Genomic DNA, 17285 nt, shown 5'->3' on the forward strand with positions numbered 1-17285 from the left:
ATGAGAAGTGACGCAGTAAAAGAGGGTATGCAGCAGGCGCCCCACCGCAGTCTGTTTAACGCGCTGGGCCTGACAGAAGAAGAGATGAAGAAGCCGTTGGTCGGCATCGTGAGTTCCTATAATGAGATCGTACCGGGACATGTGAACCTGGATAAAATCGTAGAAGCCGTAAAGATTGGCGTTGCCATGGGCGGCGGTACTCCGATTGTATTTCCGGCTATCGCAGTCTGCGACGGCATCGCCATGGGGCATGTGGGCATGAAATACTCCCTGGTAACCCGTGACCTGATTGCCGATTCCACCGAGTGTATGGCTATGGCTCATCAGTTCGACGCCCTGGTTATGGTGCCGAACTGTGACAAGAATGTGCCGGGACTTCTGATGGCAGCAGCCCGTATCAATGTGCCGACCGTTTTCGTCAGCGGCGGCCCCATGCTGGCAGGTCATGTACACGGCCAGAAGCGTAGTCTTTCCAGCATGTTCGAGGCAGTGGGCTCCTACGCGGCAGGCACCATGACTGAGGAGGACGTAAAAGAGTTCGAGGCAAAGGTTTGTCCCACCTGCGGTTCCTGCTCCGGTATGTATACCGCCAACAGCATGAACTGTCTGACTGAGGCGCTGGGCATGGGCCTTCCGGGAAATGGAACCATTCCGGCTGTCTACTCCGAGCGAATCAAGCTTGCGAAGCACGCAGGCATGCAGGTCATGGAGCTGTGGAAAAAGAATATCCGTCCCCGTGACATTATGACAAAGGAAGCGTTCCTGAACGCCCTGACTGTGGATATGGCTCTGGGCTGCTCCACCAACAGTATGCTGCATCTTCCGGCCATCGCCCATGAGGCAGATGTGGATCTGAATATGGAGATTGCCAACGAGATGAGCGCCAAAACTCCGAACCTGTGCCACCTGGCGCCGGCAGGCCCCACTTACATGGAAGACCTGAACGAGGCAGGCGGCGTATACGCAGTTATGAACGAATTAAATAAGAAGAACCTGCTGAACACAGATCTGATTACCGTAACCGGCAAGACCGTCGGTGAAAACATTGCAGGCTGTATAAACCGTAACCCGGAGGTCATCCGACCCATTGACAATCCATACAGCGAGATCGGCGGTATCGCCGTTCTGAAGGGCAACCTGGCGCCGGATACCGGCGTGGTAAAGCGTTCCGCAGTGGTGCCGGAAATGATGGTCCATGAGGGACCGGCCCGCGTCTTCGACTGTGAGGAGGACGCTATCGCAGCTATCAAGGGCGGCAAGATCGTGGCAGGCGACGTGGTTGTTATCCGCTACGAGGGACCCAAGGGCGGCCCGGGCATGAGAGAGATGCTGAACCCGACTTCCGCCATCGCAGGTATGGGTCTGGGCTCCACGGTGGCACTGATTACCGATGGCCGTTTCAGCGGCGCGTCCAGAGGCGCGTCTATCGGACACGTATCTCCGGAAGCAGCCGTAGGCGGACCGATTGCCCTGGTAGAAGAGGGCGATCGTATCCTCATTGATATTCCGAACAACAAGCTGGAGGTTCTGGTATCTGACGAGGAACTGGCAGCCAGAAAGGCGAAATGGCAGCCGCGTGAGCCGAGGGTCACTACAGGCTATCTGGCGCGCTACGCGAAAATGGTAACCTCCGGAAACAGAGGAGCAATACTGGAGAAATAGTTTAGTCATGCGTTTGTATGGGCTAAACGTACCAGTTAATATGAATAAAGGGGAGAGCAAATATGGAACTGACAGGTTCACAGATCTTAGTAGAATGTCTCAAAGAGCAGGGCGTAGACACGGTTTTCGGTTACCCGGGCGGAGCCATTCTGAATGTATACGATGAATTATATAAGCACAGCGATGAGATTCGTCATATTCTGACCTCTCACGAGCAGGGCGCGTCCCATGCGGCGGACGGCTATGCCAGAGCCACCGGCAAGGTAGGCGTATGTCTGGCCACATCCGGCCCGGGTGCCACCAATCTGGTTACCGGTATCGCTACCGCGTACATGGATTCTGTACCCATAGTAGCCATTACCTGCAACGTGGGAAAAGGACTGTTGGGAAGAGATTCCTTCCAGGAGGTAGATATTTCCGGTATTACCATGCCGATTACCAAGCATAACTTTATTATTAAGGATGCAGAAGCACTGGCCCCGGCTCTTCGCAAGGCCTTCGATATCGCCAGAAGCGGACGTCCCGGTCCGGTCCTGGTGGACATCACCAAGAATGCCACCGCGGATAAGACCGACTATGAATATAAGAAGCCGGAAGAGCCCAAGCGCGTAACGGATACTATCAAAGATGAGGATATCGAAAAAGCCCTGGAAATGATTCGGGAGGCAGAGCGTCCGTTCATCTTTGTGGGCGGAGGTTCTGTTATCTCCGGCGCATCCGAAATGGTAAATATCTTTGCCCATAAGGTCAACGCTCCGGTCTGTGATTCCCTGATGGGAAAGGGCGCGTTCAACGGCACCGACCCGCTGTACACCGGCATGCTGGGTATGCACGGAACCAAGGCGTCCAATTTCGGCGTAGCCCACTGCGATCTGCTGATTACCCTGGGCGCGCGTTTCAGCGACCGTGTCACCGGCGACACCAGCCGATTTGCAAAGAAAGCAAAGATTCTCCAGATCGACATCGATCCGGCGGAGATCAACAAGAATGTCCTGGTAAGCGGCAGCGTCATCGGCGATGTGAAATCCGTGCTGGAAATCCTGAACGCGAAGCTTCCGGATATGAAGCATGACGCATGGATAGAAGAGGTAGAAGCCCTGAAGAATAAATATCCGCTGAAATTTGACGACGACCGTCTGACAGGCCCCTATGTGGTAGAAGAATTGTACCGCGTAACAAAGGGCGACGCCATTATCACCACCGAGGTTGGTCAGAACCAGATGTGGGCGGCACAGTATTATAAGTACAAGGGGCCGAGAACCTTCCTGACCTCGGGAGGACTGGGAACCATGGGCTATGGCCTGGGAGCCGGCATCGGAGCCAAGATTGGCTGCCCGGAAAAAACGGTAGTCAATGTGGCAGGCGACGGCTGCTTCCGCATGAATATGAATGAAATTGCGACGGCAGCCCGCTATCAGGTACCGATCATCGAGTTAGTACTGAATAACCATGTGCTGGGTATGGTACGTCAGTGGCAGACCCTGTACTATGGACAGCGCTATTCCGCCACCGTCTTAAACGATCAGGTGGATTTCGTAAAGCTGGCAGAGGCCATGGGCGCAGTCGGTATGCGTGTGACAAAGAAGGAAGAAGTCGCTCCGGCGCTGGAGAAGGCCATTGCCATGGGCCGTCCGGTGGTGCTGGAGTGTGTCATCGACAGTGATGACAAGGTGTTCCCGATGATGTCTCCGGGAGCCCCGCTGGAGGATACCTTTGATGCGGACGATTTAAATCAGAAGTAAGACATCAAAAAAACGAGTGGAGTAAAAAGTGAAAAAATGATAGCGGTAATAAAACGGATACGCTGGTATCTCTGGGTGTTAATTGTTCTTGTGGTGGCATACGTGGGAGTTTCCATTTATTTTATGGAACATTTCTTTACGGGTACCGAGGTCAACGGAGTGAACGCGGATCTGTATACAGTGAAACAGGTGAACGAGCTGCTGCTTTCTCAGGCAAACGCTTACACATTAACCATTACGGAGCGGGGCGGCGACACCGTCACCCTGACCCCGGAAAAGCTTGGCATGAGCTTCTCTGAGGGCGATACCGTCCGGACGCTGAAGCGGAAGCAGAACGGTTTTCTATGGCCCAGAATGTTCTGGCAGAAGGATCTGTACCAGATTGGACCGGAGATCAGCTACGATGAGGATGCCTTTGATGCTGCAGTGAATTCCTGCATGAAAAAGGGCGCTTCTCCGGAAAATGCCTGGGTGGAAATGACGGAGGATGGCTACAAGATACATAAAGAGGAGCAGGGTGCCGAGCTTGATTGGGAAGCCTTAAGCGGCCAGATCCGCATTGCTTCCGAAAGCCTGATAGAGACCCTTGATCTGGATGAGGCAGGCTGCTATGTGGAGCCTCAGATTACTACAGAATCAGAAGAAATTACATCGCTGACAGCACAGCTTGATGAATGGCTGGGAGCGTCTGTCACTTATACCTTTGGAAAACAGAGTGATGTGGTGGACAAATCCGTTATCAGCGGTTTTATTACCATTGATGATGATTACAAGGCAACACTTTCGGAGCAGGCTGTGACCGATTGGGTGACGGAGCTTGCAAAGGAGCGCGACACCTACAAGCAGGCCCGCAGCTTCAACAGTACGCTGCGCGGTACCATTACGGTAAAGGGTGGCAATTACGGCTGGCAGATTGATAAAGCGACCGAGAGCGCAGCACTTCTCGCTTCTATTGAAAAGGGTGAGACTGTCACAAAGGAGCCGGCGTACAGTCATAAGGGAAATACCTGGGATGGACCCAACGGCGACATCGGAAGCACCTATATCGAGGTAGATATGGGAGCGCAGCATATGTGGTGCTATAAAAATGGTACCCTGGTGGTTGATACCGATGTGGTAACCGGCAATATCAGCCGTGGTTACAATACGCCGGCTATCGTGTCCCAGATCCAGTATAAGACCCGTAACGCAGTGCTGAAGGGCGATAACTACCGTACGCCGGTAAATTACTGGATGCCCTTCTACGGCAATTACGGAATCCATGACGCGTACTGGCGTGCCGAGTTTGGCGGAGAGGTCTATCTGACCAATGGCTCCCATGGCTGTGTCAATACACCACCGGCAGCTATGGCGCAGGTATATGCCAATATGGAAACCGGAACGCCGGTAGTACTGTATTACTAAAAAACATTGACAACAGTTTAACAGAGTAATAGAATAAAGGAAATTATAACACATACGTAAAGGCCCGGCGATAGTCAGGAAGTTCTGAATTATCTGCCGGGCCATGAGTGAAAACGGGAGGAATGAAAACATGAGTCGTGTGTACAATTTTTCAGCAGGACCGGCCGTAATGCCGGAAGAAGTTTTACGCGAGGCAGCAGATGAGATGCTGGACTACAAGGGAACGGGAATGTCTGTGATGGAGATGTCACACCGATCCAAGGCTTTCGAGAATATCATCAATGAGGCAGAACAGGATCTGCGCGATTTGATGCAGATCCCGGACAATTACAAGGTGCTGTTCATGCAGGGCGGCGCGCATTTGCAGTTCGCGGCGATTCCCATGAACCTGATGAAAAATAAGGTGGCGGATTACATCATTACCGGACAGTGGGCAAAGAAAGCATTGAAAGAGGCGCAGATCTACGGACAGGCAAACGCTATCGCGTCATCCGAGGATAAAACCTTCTCTTATATTCCGGATTGCTCCGATCTGCCGATCAGCCCGGACGCAGATTATGTATATATCTGCGAGAACAACACCATCTACGGAACCAAGTTCCATACCCTGCCGGATACCAAGGGCAAGACTCTGGTATCTGATATTTCCTCCTGTTTCTTATCCGAGCCGGTAGACGTAAGCAAATATGGTCTGATCTACGGCGGCGTACAGAAAAATGTGGGTCCCGCAGGCATGGCCATCGTCATCATCCGGGAGGATTTGATTACCGAGGATGTGCTTCCGTACACGCCGACTTATATGAAGTACAAGATCCATGCGGATGCCAATTCTCTTTACAACACTCCGAACTGCTACTGCATCTACATGTGCGGCAAGGTTTTCAAATGGCTGAAGAAGCAGGGCGGTCTGGAAGTGATGAAGGCGAGAAATGAAGAAAAGGCAAAGGTTCTCTATGACTTCCTGGATTCCAGTAAGCTGTTCAAGGGCACGGTCCGCAAAGAAGACCGTTCTATTATGAATGTACCGTTTGTAACCGGTGACAAGGATCTGGACGCCAAATTTATCAAGGAGGCCACCGAGGCAGGCTTTGTGAACCTGAAGGGTCACAGAACCGTTGGCGGCATGCGCGCAAGCATCTACAATGCTATGCCGATCGAGGGCGTCAAGGCTCTGGTAGAGTTTATGAAGAAGTTTGAGGAGGAAAACTAAGCCATGTATCAGTACAAATGCATGAATCAGATCGCGCAGTTCGGTCTGAATCATTTCACAGAGGATTATAAGCAGACCGAGAATATGGAGGAGGCGGACGCACTGCTGGTCAGAAGCGCGGCGCTTCATGAGGTAGAATTCCCGGAAAATCTGAAGGCTATTGCCCGTGCAGGAGCCGGTGTAAATAACATTCCGCTTACCAAATGTGCGGATCAGGGTATCGTTGTATTCAATACACCGGGAGCCAATGCCAACGGCGTTAAGGAGCTGGTACTGGCAGGTATGCTGCTGGCAGCCAGAGATATCGTGGGCGGCGTCAACTGGGTGCAGTCCGAGCGTATGAACGAGGATATCAGTAAGCTTGCGGAAAAGCAGAAGAAGCAGTTTGCAGGCCATGAGATTCAGGGCAAGAAGCTGGGTATCATCGGTCTTGGCGCCATCGGCGTGCAGGTGGCAAACGCAGCCACACATCTTGGCATGGAAGTACTGGGCTATGACCCGTATATCTCCGTAGAGGCAGCCTGGAATCTGTCCCGCAATATCCGTCACATTACCAATGTGGACGATATCTATAAAGAGTGTGATTACATCACCATTCATGTGCCGCTTCTGGACAGCACAAAGGGTATGATCAATGCAGAGGCCATCGAGAAGATGAAGGACGGCGTAGTAGTTCTGAACTATGCCCGGGATCTTCTGGTAGACGAGAAGGCTATGGTGGACGCGCTGAAGAAGGGAAAAGTAGCCCGCTATATGACTGATTTCCCGAACACCACCACCGCAGGCGCGAAGGGTATGATCGTAACCCCACATCTGGGCGCTTCCACGGAGGAAGCAGAGGAGAACTGTGCGCGTATGGCGGTGAAGGAAGTTCGCTGCTATCTGGAGCACGGCAACATTCAGCACTCCGTCAACTATCCGGACTGCGACATGGGTATCCCTAGTTATCCGGCGCGTGTGGCTATCTGCCATAAGAATGTCAAAAATATGCTGAGCCAGTTCACTACCATTCTCGGCGACGCCAACTACAATATCGGCAATATGACCAATAAGAGCCGCGGTGACTACGCGTACTCCATGTTCGATCTGGAAAGTCCGGCAAGCCCGGAGCTTATCGAGAAGCTTGAAGCCGTAGACGGCGTTCTGAAAGTGCGGGTGATCTGCTAATGGCAGAGATCAGAACTTTTCGCGGCATCCGGCCCGCAGCCGGAAAAGAGGCAGATATCGCGGCGCTTCCCTATGATGTATACAATCGGGAAGAGGCAAGAAAGGCCGTAGAGGGAAAGCCCCTGACCTTCCTTCGTATCGACCGCGCGGAGACGCAGCTTTCCGAAGAGACAGATATCTATGCACCGGAGGTGTATCAGAAAGCAAAAGAGCTGCTCTGGGGCATGGTAGAGAACGGTGATTTCGTGCAGGACGACAAGCCCTGTTATTATCTCTATGAGCTGACCATGAACGGCCGCAGTCAGACCGGCATTGTGGCCTGCGCTTCCATTGACGATTATCTGAACGGTATGATCAAGAAGCATGAGAATACCCGTCGGGAGAAGGAAGAAGATCGTGTGCGTCACGTGGACATCTGCGACGCCCAGACCGGCCCGATTTTCCTGGCTTACCGGAATCAGGAGAACCTGAAAAAAATTGTGGCGGACGTAAAGACGGGCGCGGCTCTGTTTGACTTCACCTCGGAGGACGGGATCCGTCATCGAGGCTGGAAGATAGCGGATACAGAGAAAATCAGCGCCATCTATGAGGCCTTTCATCAGATGAACGCCCTCTATATCGCTGACGGCCATCACCGGGCGGCTTCCGCTGTGCGTGTGGGCGTAAAGCGTCGGGAGGAGCATCCGGGCTATACCGGCGAGGAGGAGTTTAACTACTTCCTGTCCGTGATTTTTCCGGATGACGAGTTGATGATTATGGACTACAACCGTGTGGTCCGCGATCTGAACGGCCTGACGCCGGAGGAATTTTTAAGCGGGATCAAAAAGGTCTTTGATGTGGAAACGTTGGACAAGGCAGAGCATCCGAAGAGGAAAGGACAGGTGACTCTGTTCCTGGAGGACAAATGGTATCTGCTGACCCTGAAGCCGGAATATGGGAACTGTGATCCGGTGGAGGGTTTGGATGTATCCATTTTGCAGAAGCAGATTCTGGAGCCGGTTCTGGGCATTCAGGATCCGAAGACAGACAAGCGCATTGACTTTGTCGGCGGAATTCGCGGACTTTCCGAGCTGGAGCGCCGGGTACATACGGATATGAAGGCGGCCTTTGCCATGTATCCGACTTCCATAGGGGAATTATTTGCAGTGGCGGATGCCGGACTGCTGATGCCGCCCAAATCCACTTGGTTTGAGCCAAAGCTCCGCAGCGGATTATTTATCCATGCATTAAAATAAAAGGCTCAGAGAGCTTCTGAATTTACAATAAGCACTTGCAATATATGGAAAAATGCTCTATAATAAGCGCTGTTAGAATTTTGAAAGTAAAAGTCAGAGGAGGATTATGATGGCTGCTAAGAAAACAACACAGACAACGAAAAAGGCAGAAGACGTAAAGATAAACGCTCCGGTAAAGACAGTAGAGATAGTAAAGACAGAGACAGCAGCTCCGGCAGTTAAGGCAGAAGTAAAAGAGACCGTAAAAGAAGCACCGAAGGCTGAGGTAAAAGCAGAGGCTGTAAAGGCTGAGGCACCGAAGGCTGAGAAGAAGGCAGAAGTAAAGGCAGCGCCGAAGAAGCGCGGACCGAAGCCGAAGGCTGAGAAGAAGGAAGCCGTACAGAATGTATATGTGCAGTTTGCAGGTAAGGAGATCCTGACTGCAGATCTGGCAGCACAGGTAACCGAGAAGTGGGTAGCACTGGGACACCGTGCATCCTCCATCAAGGAGCTGAACCTGTATGTAAAGCCGGAAGACAGCGCAGCATACTATGTCATCAACGGCAAAGAGAGCGGAAAGATCGAACTGTAATTTACACCGGATAAAATATATGCGATACGAGGAAAGAGTCAGTCCAGCATGGACGGGCTCTTTTTTTACCATCGCACGTTCGCCCTGTAAAAGCATATGTCCGTCCTGGATACAACTTTTTTATAAAATCCTCTTGCTATTCGATTTTAAACGTGCTATACTAAAGCCCATATTAAAAACCACGCACAAATGTCTTTGCAGGACGAACAAAAGGGTATGAATTGTCGGTGACAGCCGAAGCGTGGACAGAGGAGGAAAAAAGTTATGAAGAAGCGTGCATTATCAGTATTACTTGCGGCGGCTATGGTCAGCACCATGCTGGCAGGATGCTCCGGCGGAAGCTCTGACAGCAGTTCCGCAAGCGCCGACGCATCTGCCACAGACGGAAATGTGGTAAAGATTGGTGTATATGAGCCGGCGTCCGGAGACAACGGAGCAGGCGGAAAGCAGGAAACCTTAGGTATCCAGTATGCCAACTATGTAACTCCGACGGTAGAAATTGGTGGTACTGAGTATACGGTACAGCTTGACATTGTGGACAATGAGTCTTCCAACGATAAAGGACCTTCCGCAGCGGCTACTCTGGTGAGCGACAAGGTATCCGTAGTACTTGGTTCCTACGGATCCGGTGTTTCCATCGCAGCTTCTGACGTATTCAAGGAGGCAGGAATCCCGGCCATCGGCGTTACCTGCACCAACCCGCAGGTTACCGAGGGCAACACCCATTACTTCCGTATCTGCTTTCTGGATCCCTTCCAGGGGACGGTTCACGCGAACTTCGCCAAAGACAAATTTAACGCAAAGAAAGCATACGTCCTGACCAAGCTTGGCGACGACTATTCCACAGGACTTGGTTACTACTTCACACAGGCCTTTGAGGCGCTGGGCGGAGAGGTTGTAGCTGAGACCTTCCAGGAAGGAAACAGCGACTTTACCTCTTACATTACATCTGCAAAGAAGGCAGGAGCCGACGTATTCTTTGCTCCCAGCTCTACCGAGGCAGCAGCCCTGATTATCGAGCAGGCAGCCGCACAGGGACTGGAAATGCCGATTCTTTCCACAGATACCTGGGATTCCAATGTCATTCTGAATGCAGCAAAGGGTAAAGACCTTCAGATTTATGTAACTACCTTCTACCAGGAGGGCGCAAATCAGGAGTTCGATGCAGGCATCAAGGACTGGATTAACAGCGATTCCACCGCAAAGGCAAATAACGGTGGTGACGATACGGTATCCGGTCTGACCGTTATGGGCTATGACGCTTACTACACTGCACTGGAGGCTCTGAAGGCAGCAGGCTCTACCGACCCGGCAGCAGTGAACGAGGCGCTCTGGAACGTGGACTACACCGGCGTAACCGGACACATCACCTTCAATGAGACTGGTGACGCGAACCGTGATACCGCTTACATCAAGCAGGCGAACACCGAGACAGGCGCATGGGAGTTCGTAGCAGAACAGAGTGTAAGCAAGTAATTTAAAAGAAAAGGCTGAAAAGCTTTGGTGGCGGGAGCGCTGATGCGCGCTCCCGCCATACCCATGTTTTCAGCCTGGTTTTTTGGAGGTTATTGTATGGAATGGATTAACCAGAACCTGCCCTACTTGATGGCAGGCATTTCCGTAGGCGGACAGTATGCGCTGATTGCCATCGGCTATACCATGGTCTACGGAATTTTGAGACTGATTAACTTCGCTCACGGCGATATTTTCATGGTGGCAGGTCTGATTATGGTATATGCCATGACGGTCATGCCTATCTATGTGGCGATTCCGCTGATGATTGTTCTGACGGTGCTTCTGGGCTTTACCGTGGAGCGTGTGGCTTATAAGCCGCTTCGAAGCGCTCCGAGAATGTCCATCATGATTTCCGCCATCGGTGTGTCCTATCTGCTGCAGAATCTGGCGCTTTATGTGACCGGAGGTCTGTCCCAGCAGTATCCGGCCATTCCCTGGCTCAGTGATACCATCAGCGTCTTCGGCGCAACCACCAAGCGCGTGACAGTCATCACTCCGGTTCTGACTATTGTGCTGGTGCTGGCTCTGGTAGCCCTGATCAAATACACCAAGATCGGTATGGCCATGCGCGCGGCTTCCCGTGATTTTGAAACTTCCCAGCTGATGGGAATTAAGATTAATTCCGTTATCAGCATGACCTTTATCATCGGAAGCTTTCTGGCGGCCATCGGAAGTATGCTGTTCTTCACCAACTACACCGGCGTCACTCCGACCGCAGGCGCAATGCCCGGTCTGAAGGCCTTTGTCGCAGCCGTATTCGGCGGCATCGGCTCCATTCCGGGCGCGGTCATCGGCGCGTTTATTATCGGTATCTGTGAAAATATCATCAAGGGTCTGGGCTGGACTACCTTTTCTGACGCGTTCACCTTTGCCCTGTTGATTGTCATTCTCATTGCAAAGCCCACGGGTCTGTTCGGTGAGAAAGTCATTGATAAAGTATAAGGAGGCGTTCGGTCATGAAAAAACAGACAAAGGTCATGTGGAACGTCGGCCTGATCGGAGGACTTCTCCTTCTGCTCTTTGTACTGGAGCAGATCCTGCCGTCTGGTTCCATGTTGTTTACAGTATTGAAAAAGGGCGCGATTTACGCGCTGGTGGCAGTGTCCATGAACCTGCTGAACGGCTTCACCGGCCTGTTTTCCTTAGGTCAGGCGGGCTTTATGCTGCTGGGCGCTTATACATACGGTATCCTGACGATTCCGGTGGAATCCAGGGCCAGCGTCTATCAGTATTTTGACGGCGGTATCGTACAGTTTGCCATTCCGGTACCCCTGGCCCTGATTGCGGGCGGTATCGTGGCTGCGATCTTCGCTTACCTCATCGGTCTGCCGGTATTGCGTCTGAAGAGCGATTATCTGGCCATCGCGACTCTCGGCTTTGCGGAGATTATCCGCGCGGTATTCCAGTGGGATAAGCTTGGCCCGCTGACTAACGGCTCTAACCTGCTCCGAAATTTCCCGGCCTTCAAGTCCGTATTATATCCGTTCATCGTGTCGGGTATCTGTATCGCCGTGATTGTGATGCTGATTAACTCTACCTATGGCCGTGCGTTCAAGGCCATCCGTGATGATGAAATCGCTGCGGAGGCCATGGGTATCAATCTGGCCCATCATAAGAGGCTGGCCTTCGTGATCAGTTCCTTTTTTGCAGGTATCTCAGGAGGTCTGCTGGCCATGTATCAGACTACCATTCAGGCGTCTATGTTCAAGTCTGCAATGACCTATGAGATTTTGCTGATTGTGGTCATCGGCGGTATCGGTTCTGTGACCGGAAGCTGCATCAGCTCCTTCCTGTTCATCGCCTGCTCCGAGTGGTGGCTGCGTTTCCTGGACAATGACAACCTGTATATCGGAAGCTTTCATGTGCCGCTCTTACGCGCCGGTTTCCGTAAGGTTGTGTTTGCCGTCATCATCATGTGCGTCGTGCTGTTCTACCGAAAGGGTATCATGGGCGACAAAGAATTTTCGATCGAAGGAATCGCGAATTTCTTCCGTAATCGATTTAAGAAAAAGAAAGTAACGGAAGGAGGCGCTTCCAAATGAGTACGGAAAATGTACTGAAGGTAGAGAATATCACCATGCAGTTTGGCGGTGTCATTGCCGTGGACAATATGAATCTGGAGATCAACAAGGGGGAAATCGTCTCCCTCATCGGCCCTAACGGAGCCGGTAAGACCACAGCCTTCAATGTGATCACAGGCGTATACGCGCCCAGCAACGGCGCCATTTACTATAAGGGCAATAAAATTGTACAGAACCATCCGCAGGGTAAGATGAAGAAGCTGTACCGGGGTGAGAATCCGGCCATGTATACAGGTCAGCATGTGCTGGCTCCCACGCCGGATAAAATTACAAGACTTGGTATCGCCAGAACTTTTCAGAATATCCGTCTGTTCAAGAGCCAGACCGTATTCGACAACATCCTGATAGCCAAGCATATGCTGCGCACCAGCAATATTTTTACGGCCACCTTCCACCTGAATGGAAAGGAAGAGGCGAAGATGCGAGAGGAGACGGAACGGCTTCTGGAGATCGTGGGCCTGACTGATGTGAGAAATGAGCTGGCGACCTCTCTGCCCTATGGCAAGCAGCGTCATCTGGAGATCGCCCGTGCCCTGGCCACCAAGCCGGAGCTTCTGCTTCTGGACGAACCGGCGGCTGGTATGAACCCCCAGGAGACCCTGGAGCTGACGGAGTTCATTGATAAGATCCGCAGGCAGTTTGACCTGACGGTCTTTATGATTGAGCATCATATGGATCTGGTTATGGAGATTTCCGACCGCATCTACGTGCTGGATTTTGGAAAGCCCATCGCGGAGGGTACCCCGGAGGAGATCCGGAACAATCCGAAGGTTATCGAAGCTTATCTGGGAGGTGCGGACGATGAGTAATATTCTGGAAGTCAAAGATTTGAACGTATCCTACGGCGGCATCAAGGCCGTGAAGGATATCAGCTTCGCCGTGCCAAAGGGCGAGGTCGTGACCCTGATTGGAGCCAATGGTGCGGGCAAAAGCTCTACCCTTCGTTCTATCGTGGGCCTGGTGAAGCCGGAGAGCGGCAGTATTCTCCTGAAGGGAGAGGAGCTGGCTGGCATGCCCACGGAGCAGATTGTAACCAAGGGAATTACCCTGGTACCTGAGGGACGCCGGGTGTTCCCGGATATGACCGTAGCCGAGAACCTGAAAATCGGCGCTTATATGCGAAAGGATTCTCTGGACGAGGATATGAACTGGGTCTATGATCTGTTTCCCCGCTTGAAGGAACGTTCCTGGCAGCTGGCCGGAACCCTGTCCGGCGGCGAGCAGCAGATGCTGGCCATCGGTCGCGCGCTGATGTCGAGACCGGAGATTATCATGATGGATGAGCCGTCCCTGGGACTGGCCCCCATCATTGTAAAAGGCGTATTTGATATTATCCGGGAGATCAATAAGCAGGGCGTGACCATCCTCCTGGTAGAGCAGAATGCGAACATGGCCCTGAAGGCCGCAAACCTGGGCTATGTCATGGAGACCGGCCGCATTACCCTGAGCGGAACCGGAGCCGAGCTTCTGGAAAATGAAGCAGTGAAGGCGGCGTATCTGGGAAAAGCAAAGAAGTAAAAAGGACGTTAAAAGGGATCATAAGCGTAAATTATAAATAATCATAATTTATAGAAAGAAATCCATTTACTTTTTGAGAAAAACAAGGTATACTAAACGTCGGTGCAGAGCGTCTGCACTGACGTTATTTAATTTTCAGTATTTAAACCTAATGGAGGGATACAAGCTATGGTAAAAGCAATCGTAGGCGCCAACTGGGGTGACGAGGGAAAGGGCAAGATCACAGACATGCTTGCTCAGGAGTCTGACATCATCGTCCGTTTTCAGGGCGGTGCAAACGCAGGCCACACAATCGTAAACAATTACGGAAAGTTCGCGCTGCACAGCCTGCCGTCTGGTGTATTTTACAATCATACCACCAGCATCATTGGAAATGGAGTCGCACTGAATATTCCGGTTCTGTTCAACGAGATTCAAAGCATTGTGGAGAAGGGAGTTCCGACCCCGAAGATTCTTGTATCCAACCGTGCGCAGATTGTGATGTCTTATCATATCCTGTTTGACCAGTGCGAGGAGGAACGTCTGGGAGGAAAAGCCTTCGGTTCCACCAAGTCCGGTATCGCGCCCTTCTATTCTGATAAATACGCGAAGATTGGTTTCCAGGTCAGCGAGCTGTTCGCGGACGAAAAGTATCTTCGCGACAAGATCGCCAATGTATGCGTGAAGAAGAATGTGGTTCTGGAGAACCTGTATCATAAGCCGGCTCTCGATGAGGACAAGATCTATGAGGAGCTGATGGAGTATAAGAAGATGGTAGAGCCCTACGTATGTGACGTATCCAAGTATCTGTGGGACGCGATCCACGAGGGCAAGAATATCCTGCTGGAGGGTCAGCTTGGTTCCATGAAGGATCCGGATCACGGCATTTACCCGATGGTTACCTCTTCCTCTACCCTGGCAGCTTACGGCGCCATCGGCGCAGGTATTCCGCCCTATGAGATCAAGGAAATCATCGTAGTCAGCAAGGCATATTCCAGTGCCGTAGGCGCAGGCGCGTTCGTCAGCGAGATTTTCGGCGACGAAGCGGACGAGCTGAGACGCAGAGGCGGCGACGGCGGAGAGTTTGGCGCAACCACAGGCCGACCCAGAAGAATGGGCTGGTATGACTGTGTGGCATCCAAGTACGGCTGCCGGATCCAGGGCGCTACCGGCGTAGCCTTCACAGTACTGGACGTACTGGGCTATCTGGATGAAATTCCGGTCTGCACAGGCTACGAGATCGACGGAAAGGTTACCACCGACTTCCCGACTACTCACCTGCTTGAGAAGGCAAAGCCTGTATACGAGGTGCTGCCGGGCTGGAAATGCGACATCCGCGGCATCAAGAAGTACGAGGATCTGCCGGAAAACTGCCGCAAGTACATCGAGTTTATCGAGAAGCACATCGAGTGCCCGATCACCATGGTATCCAACGGACCGGGCCGCGACGATATCATTTTTCGCAATAAATAAGGTACGTTATGATTGATACAGTTATTTTTGATATTGGTAAAGTCCTGATGGATTACAGCTGGGATCAGTATCTGCATGGAATCGTGCCGGATGAGATCCCATACAGAACGCTGGAGGAAGCAGTGTTTCTGAACCCCTGTTGGGAAGAGCATGACAAGGGTCTGATGACAGAGGAAGAGGAACTGTGGGATTTTATATCCAACGCGCCGGATTATGAGCCGGAGATTCGTGCTGTCTATGAGAATCTGGGACAGTGTACCTGGAGCTTTTCCTATGCGAACGCATGGATTGGGGAGCTGAAGGCCCGGGGTCTGAAGGTATATGCCCTGTCGAACTGGCAGAAGCGGATCTTTGAACAGAATGAGGAGACCATGATGGGATTTTTAGGACAGATGGATGGATATCATCTTTCCTATCGAACTCATAAGAATAAGCCGGATCCGGAGGCGTTTACAGGCCTTTTTGAGGCTTACGGCATCATTCCGGAGCAGACCGTGTTCATCGACGACAACGCGGCCAATATTGAAGCAGCGAGAAAGCTGGGGCTTCACGCTATCCGCTTCGTGTCTTATGAGCAGGCGAAAGAAGAACTGAATACATTTCTGTAAAAGTGAAGGCCCGCACGGAACAACGTGCGGGCCTTCTTTCGGCTTTTTACTTTTTCAGATACCGGGCCAGCATGATGCAGGCGTAGATGAAAACAGGTACAAAAATCGTGCATACAATCGAGGCCTTCAGCCAGAGCTTCCCGGCGGTGGGGTCCACGAACGCGAATACCAGGGTCATCAGATACATGCCCGTCAGCAGGATTACGCCGATGAGGGCCAGAATCCGTTTACATTTATTGTCTTTCATAGCAGTTTTTCTATAGAAGAATCCTTTCTGTCTTAGTTCCGGGATGCTGGTTTTCAGTTTCCCTCTCTTTTATTTATCACAAAAAAGAAAAAAGCGCAAATACTTTGTATAAAAGAATGAGGTAGGGATATACTAACATCAGACAAAAGAGAAACGAATTACTTATATCCTCCCCTTTAGCAGATCACCCCGAAGCGCCAGGAACGCTTCGGGGTGATTTCGTCTGCGTACCGGAAAAGGAAAGGACAGATTTGGGCCGGAACATGGCCCGGAATACAAAATACAGCTTGATTTTTAATATCTGTCCTGCTATATTTAGAAGATAGAAATGTTTTAAGCAAAGGATGGAGATTAAATTATGGCATTACTGAAACAGTGGCGCGATATGGCCTACGATGAGAAAGCGAATAAGGGTGACATCCAGAGATTCTGGGCGAACTATTTCAATATTGAGAAGGGCATCTACGAGCAGCTTCTGACCGATCCGGATACCGAGGTAAAGGGTACCGTCAAGGAGCTGGCAGAGAAGTACGGACAGAGCGTCATGACCATGACAGGCTTCCTGGATGGTATCAACGACAGCCTGGTAGAGCCGAACCCCATCGAGGAGATGGAGGAGGACACCGTCGTATCCCTGAAGTTTGACAAAGAGAAGCTGTACAAGAACATGGTAGACGCCAAGGCAGACTGGCTCTATGAGCTGCCCCAGTGGAAAGAGATTTTCTCTGAGGAGAAGCTGCATGAACTGTATTTGGAGCAGAAGAAATCAAACACTATCGTAAAGGGACCGAAGATTGGCCGTAACGACCCCTGCCCCTGCGGAAGCGGAAAGAAATACAAGAAGTGCTGCGGAAAGAACGCATAAGGCGCAGG

16 protein-coding genes are annotated in these 17285 nt (G+C 51.6%); 15 read left to right on the plus strand and 1 reads right to left on the minus strand.

The annotated features are described in order from the left end of the window. The 14 genes from ilvD (at position 1) to ACESZP_RS13060 (ending at position 16165) form a co-directional block, all read left to right on the plus strand. On the plus strand, positions 1–1662 hold the full coding sequence (ilvD, locus tag ACESZP_RS12995; protein WP_178040046.1) for a dihydroxy-acid dehydratase: 1662 nt from the start codon (positions 1–3) through the stop codon (positions 1660–1662). 62 nt (positions 1663–1724) lie between these two features. Further along, positions 1725–3404, plus strand: coding sequence for a biosynthetic-type acetolactate synthase large subunit (gene ilvB / locus ACESZP_RS13000; protein ID WP_178040045.1), 1680 nt, complete (start codon positions 1725–1727; stop codon positions 3402–3404). Between the two features lie 36 nt (positions 3405–3440). Beyond that, positions 3441–4808, plus strand: a complete 1368-nt coding sequence (locus tag ACESZP_RS13005; RefSeq protein ID WP_178040044.1) for a L,D-transpeptidase family protein — start codon at positions 3441–3443, stop codon at positions 4806–4808. Between the two features lie 130 nt (positions 4809–4938). Next, positions 4939–6018, plus strand: coding sequence for a 3-phosphoserine/phosphohydroxythreonine transaminase (gene serC, locus ACESZP_RS13010; protein WP_178040043.1), 1080 nt, complete (start codon positions 4939–4941; stop codon positions 6016–6018). 3 nt (positions 6019–6021) lie between these two features. Next, entirely contained in the window at positions 6022–7185 is a 1164-nt protein-coding gene (locus ACESZP_RS13015) for an NAD(P)-dependent oxidoreductase (RefSeq protein WP_178040042.1), read from the plus strand. Continuing rightward, positions 7185–8420 carry a DUF1015 domain-containing protein gene (locus ACESZP_RS13020; protein WP_499709196.1) on the plus strand — a complete coding sequence of 412 codons (1236 nt, stop codon included), beginning with the start codon at positions 7185–7187 and terminating at the stop codon, positions 8418–8420. The genes ACESZP_RS13015 and ACESZP_RS13020 overlap by 1 nt, the downstream gene beginning before the upstream one ends. A gap of 109 nt (positions 8421–8529) precedes the next feature. Beyond that, a complete protein-coding gene (locus tag ACESZP_RS13025; protein ID WP_499709197.1) occupies positions 8530–8991 on the plus strand; it encodes a DUF6465 family protein in 462 nt (153 codons plus the stop codon). 264 nt (positions 8992–9255) lie between these two features. After that, positions 9256–10467, plus strand: coding sequence for an ABC transporter substrate-binding protein (locus ACESZP_RS13030; protein WP_178040039.1), 1212 nt, complete (start codon positions 9256–9258; stop codon positions 10465–10467). Positions 10468–10563: 96 nt separating this feature from the next. Next, entirely contained in the window at positions 10564–11448 is an 885-nt protein-coding gene (locus ACESZP_RS13035; protein WP_178040038.1) for an ABC transporter permease subunit, read from the plus strand. A 14-nt stretch (positions 11449–11462) separates the two neighbouring features. Continuing rightward, complete coding sequence (locus ACESZP_RS13040) at positions 11463–12548, plus strand: branched-chain amino acid ABC transporter permease (protein WP_499709198.1); 1086 nt, start codon at positions 11463–11465, stop codon at positions 12546–12548. Next, positions 12545–13396 (plus strand): ATP-binding cassette domain-containing protein, encoded by an 852-nt coding sequence (locus ACESZP_RS13045; RefSeq protein WP_178040036.1) that lies wholly within the window; start codon positions 12545–12547, stop codon positions 13394–13396. Before ACESZP_RS13040 ends, ACESZP_RS13045 begins: the two co-directional genes overlap by 4 nt. 1 nt (position 13397) lies before the next feature. Continuing rightward, the gene (locus tag ACESZP_RS13050) at positions 13398–14105 is read left to right on the plus strand and encodes an ATP-binding cassette domain-containing protein (RefSeq protein ID WP_178040049.1); all 708 of its coding nucleotides are present in this window, start codon (positions 13398–13400) and stop codon (positions 14103–14105) included. Between the two features lie 168 nt (positions 14106–14273). After that, positions 14274–15557 (plus strand): adenylosuccinate synthase, encoded by a 1284-nt coding sequence (locus ACESZP_RS13055; RefSeq protein WP_499709199.1) that lies wholly within the window; start codon positions 14274–14276, stop codon positions 15555–15557. An 8-nt stretch (positions 15558–15565) separates the two neighbouring features. Continuing rightward, positions 15566–16165 (plus strand): HAD family hydrolase, encoded by a 600-nt coding sequence (locus tag ACESZP_RS13060; RefSeq protein WP_349163413.1) that lies wholly within the window; start codon positions 15566–15568, stop codon positions 16163–16165. Positions 16166–16211: 46 nt separating this feature from the next. On the opposite strand, the gene ACESZP_RS13065 is transcribed toward ACESZP_RS13060, so the two are convergent. After that, the gene (locus ACESZP_RS13065) at positions 16212–16412 is read right to left on the minus strand and encodes a hypothetical protein (RefSeq protein WP_499709200.1); all 201 of its coding nucleotides are present in this window, start codon (positions 16410–16412) and stop codon (positions 16212–16214) included. 358 nt (positions 16413–16770) lie between these two features. Here ACESZP_RS13065 and ACESZP_RS13070 point away from each other — a divergent pair, with 358 nt between their 5' ends. Next, positions 16771–17277, plus strand: a complete 507-nt coding sequence (locus tag ACESZP_RS13070; RefSeq protein ID WP_158364874.1) for an SEC-C metal-binding domain-containing protein — start codon at positions 16771–16773, stop codon at positions 17275–17277. The last annotated feature ends 8 nt before the right edge of the window (positions 17278–17285 follow it).

Origin of the sequence: Candidatus Dorea massiliensis AP6 (assembly GCF_964245105.1) — a bacterium.
In the GTDB taxonomy this organism is placed as follows: domain Bacteria; phylum Bacillota; class Clostridia; order Lachnospirales; family Lachnospiraceae; genus Laedolimicola; species Laedolimicola intestinihominis.